This window comes from Colwellia sp. E2M01 (assembly GCF_018860585.1).
Taxonomy (GTDB): Bacteria; Pseudomonadota; Gammaproteobacteria; order Enterobacterales; family Alteromonadaceae; genus Colwellia.
In genome coordinates this window covers 54,722-57,841 of record NZ_JAHKPR010000016.1, presented here as the reverse complement: position 1 = coordinate 57,841, position 3,120 = coordinate 54,722, and the positions used below count along the sequence as shown (strand labels likewise).

The 3,120-nt window shown below is 36.1% G+C and carries 5 protein-coding genes; 2 read left to right on the top strand and 3 right to left on the bottom strand.

From position 1 onward, the window contains the following. Positions 1-53 precede the first annotated feature (53 nt). The 3 genes from KO502_RS02845 to ygfZ all read right to left on the bottom strand — a co-directional run bounded on the left by KO502_RS02845 (position 54) and on the right by ygfZ (position 2,335). Positions 54-557: a heme-binding protein gene (locus KO502_RS02845; RefSeq protein ID WP_216021047.1), complete on the bottom strand. Its 504-nt coding sequence runs from the start codon at positions 555-557 to the stop codon at positions 54-56. A 257-nt stretch (positions 558-814) separates the two neighbouring features. Next, positions 815-1,327: a peptidylprolyl isomerase gene (locus KO502_RS02840; protein WP_216021046.1), complete on the bottom strand. Its 513-nt coding sequence runs from the start codon at positions 1,325-1,327 to the stop codon at positions 815-817. A gap of 33 nt (positions 1,328-1,360) precedes the next feature. Beyond that, positions 1,361-2,335 (bottom strand): tRNA-modifying protein YgfZ, encoded by a 975-nt coding sequence (ygfZ, locus tag KO502_RS02835; RefSeq protein WP_216021045.1) that lies wholly within the window; start codon positions 2,333-2,335, stop codon positions 1,361-1,363. 245 nt (positions 2,336-2,580) lie between these two features. On the opposite strand from ygfZ, the gene KO502_RS17190 reads away from it, so the two are divergent. Together KO502_RS17190 and KO502_RS02825 are read left to right on the top strand one after the other, a co-directional pair. Next, complete coding sequence (locus KO502_RS17190) at positions 2,581-2,856, top strand: succinate dehydrogenase assembly factor 2 (RefSeq protein ID WP_216021124.1); 276 nt, start codon at positions 2,581-2,583, stop codon at positions 2,854-2,856. A gap of 46 nt (positions 2,857-2,902) precedes the next feature. Next, positions 2,903-3,120 (top strand): hypothetical protein (locus tag KO502_RS02825; protein WP_216021044.1); only part of this gene is annotated, 218 nt, incomplete at its 3' end.

Genomic DNA, 3,120 nt, shown 5'->3' with positions numbered 1-3,120 from the left:
ATCGGAATTGGTATTAATAGTAAGAATACGTGTTATTCATTTGTACTATGGTATTATTTTTTTAGCTGTTCAAGTAGAGCATCTATACCTGCCTGAGCAATTTCAGCATCTTGTGTGCTTTTCACTCCGCTAACGCCTATAGCTCCGATGATTTTACCATCAACCCTAATAGGTACACCGCCTGAAAAAGGTAACAAGTCGGGTAGCATAGTCACTGGTATGTCGCCTTTTCTTACGCGATCTTCAAAAGCTTGAGTTGGTCTGCTGTACATTACAGATGTTTTGGCTTTTTCTATAGCCACTTCTAACGCTGAGAGTTGTACATTTTCCATGCGCTCTAAATACTTCAAATATCCGGCAGCATCTGTTATTGCAATTACTACATTCCAGTTTTCTGATTGTGCTTTTTTAGTCGCGGCAGAGGCAATAACTTTAGCTCCTTGTAAAGTTAATTCTGGAGTGATTTGTATAAGGTTATTCGAAAAAGCTGCCGAGCTAACAAATAATAAAGATGATAAAGTGAGAGTAGTAATATGTTTTGTAATGGATTTATTCATATTAATTCCTGTGTTTCTTAGTCTAAATTTCAGCTATTAATAATGTGTGCTAATGATGAGTAAGTATATTGAGCTATATATAAATCTAGCGACAAACTTTATTTAACATAGCTATTGTTAAAGTCATGATAGCAGAGAATTAGTAGGTGTAGATAATGGTGTAATAAGTCTCTTATACTAAAAAACCGCCAAGGGTACTATTTGTACTCATTGGCGGCTTTCTATGTATTTTTACTATGTATATATAAAGCTATTTATTAGCTTTTATCACAACAGCTTTCTTCTTTATTGGTATCACAACAGCTTTTTTCATGTACGTGGCCATGAGCAAGCTCTTCTTCTGTTGCTTCACGGACTTCGATAATTTCAACATCAAAGCTTAAATCTAAACCTGCTAGAGGGTGGTTACCATCAACAGTGATTACGTCATCTTGAACGTCAATAACAATAACTGTTTGTTCACCTTCGTCAGTAGTTGCACGTAATTGTGTGCCTAATGCTAAATCTTCAACACCTGAAAGTACCTCGCGTGGCACAGTTTGTACGTAATCATCATGGCGCTCGCCGTAAGCATCTGCACAAGCAACAGCTACTTCAAATGTATCACCCACTTGGTGATCAATAAGTGCATTATCTAACCCTGGGATTAAGTAACCTGTTCCTTGAATAATAGCCATTGGTTTATCTTCGTATGAACTATCGATTAAAGTGCCTTCGCTGTCAGATACGGCATAGTGCATAACAACAACACTGTTTTTAGCTATTTTCATTTTTCATCCTATTAATTAAGGTTAAAGTTGAATTTATTCTACTTCTAAAGAATAAGGTAGGGTTTGATTTTTTACTACTGAATCAGGTTGCGAGGCAATACGCATTAAGGGAATTTCGTCATCTTTAACGAAAACAGCTTGGATTACACAGTTACCATTGTCAGCTTGATAATAAGCAAGAACATCACCTGCTTTACGCCAGTTATCACCCAATTGCTTTTCAATAATATCATTGCTTTGAAATGGTTTTTCAAGTTGTGTACTAAGTGAAAATAAAGCGCGTTTGTTTTTGCCTAGATATTGCATTCTTGCAACAGTTTCTTGTCCTAAATAACAGCCTTTAGTAAAACTTATGCCATTGATGGCTTGTAAATTAAGCATTTGTGGCACGTATTGACCGCTAGTTTCGGCGTTTAATATAGGGAAACCTTGAATGATCTCTAATAAGTTCCATACCGCATGAGAATAGGTTGGTAGGGCTAACTTATCTGTAAGCGCAGTTATCTCGGCGCTTTCATCAATGATAATATAACGTGGTTTGTCACCGTCAAGATAGACTATATTTGTTGATCCAATTTGCAGTACAGGTGTTGAGCTGTCAGGAACTTGTGAAAACTCTTGTTGTAATAAGTTACTTGCTTGCTCACCCACTAAAGCGATAAAACTTAAACCTTCAGTCTCTTCAATGGTAACTTTAGCAAAAACACCGAACTTTTTAAGTTCTTTTAATGAGCTTTCGATACTCGCTTTCGGTTGTAATAATAAATGTGCAGACGAACGGTTAATTAACCTAAAAACAGAAAATACCTTACCTTTGGCATCACAATGAGCACCTACTAGCAGGTTTGATTCTACGCTGCTATTAACATCACAAGTTACTTGACCTTGTAAGTACTTAGTTTGTTCTTCACCAGAGAGGGAAATAGCCCCAAAGTCACTCAATTCTATTAGGTAAGTTTCGGGTAACTGGTTTAATGCAGGTAATTGTGTGTTTGAGGTATTAGTCATTATGAACTCTGTGCAAAGCGTAGATTAACATGCTTATAAATTAACGGTTAAGTAATAGAATAAGGGCTAAAATAACAAAAACAACTCAAGTCTGTATTTTATTAATGATACTTGTTGTTTTTAATAGCTGTGTAGCTTTAGTTGTTGTTACAATACCGCGAATAAATAAACGGTTTAATCAGCTATTATTATATGAGAAGAGTACTATGTCAGCAAATACACTAAACGAAAACAGCAATAACCCAGTGACAAAAAATGAAAACTCTACTAGTCTTTCAAAGGTTAATAAAGCTCGTTTAAAATGGGCATGTCGTCGTGGTATGTTAGAGTTAGACGTATTGTTTACACCTTTTGTTGATGAAGCCTATGATGATTTATCAACCCAAGATCAGTTTACTTTTGAACGTTTACTTACTTGCCAAGACCCTGAGTTATTTGCATGGTTTATGGGGCATGAAGTTTGTGAAGATACAGAGCTCAACGCAATGGTCCAACATATACTCAAACGCGTCAAAGTATAATATTGCGATAAAAAAATCACGCTATAAGATAGCAGTATATGTATTTTTGCTGACTTTTACCTTGTTAGTAGCAATCGTTACTTTCAGTTATCATTACCATGTAGCGCTTATGGTGGTGATAGTTAGTGTGCTTGTTATTGGTTTAAGTGTAACCAACCAACAGCAAGAGAAAAATAAAGCTAGCCACTCGCTAATAGTAAATGCGGGTGGCGAGGTTCAGTTTTTTGATGAAGACTCTCACCAACACCAACACCTCGTTAACTT

Bases quoted from the DNA above. Each gene is read 5' to 3' on its own strand.
- KO502_RS02845 (WP_216021047.1), bottom strand. From the start codon at position 557: ATGAATAAATCCATTACAAAACATATTACTACTCTCACTTTATCATCT.
- KO502_RS02840 (WP_216021046.1), bottom strand. From the start codon at position 1,327: ATGAAAATAGCTAAAAACAGTGTTGTTGTTATGCACTATGCCGTATCT.
- ygfZ (WP_216021045.1), bottom strand. From the start codon at position 2,335: ATGACTAATACCTCAAACACACAATTACCTGCATTAAACCAGTTACCC.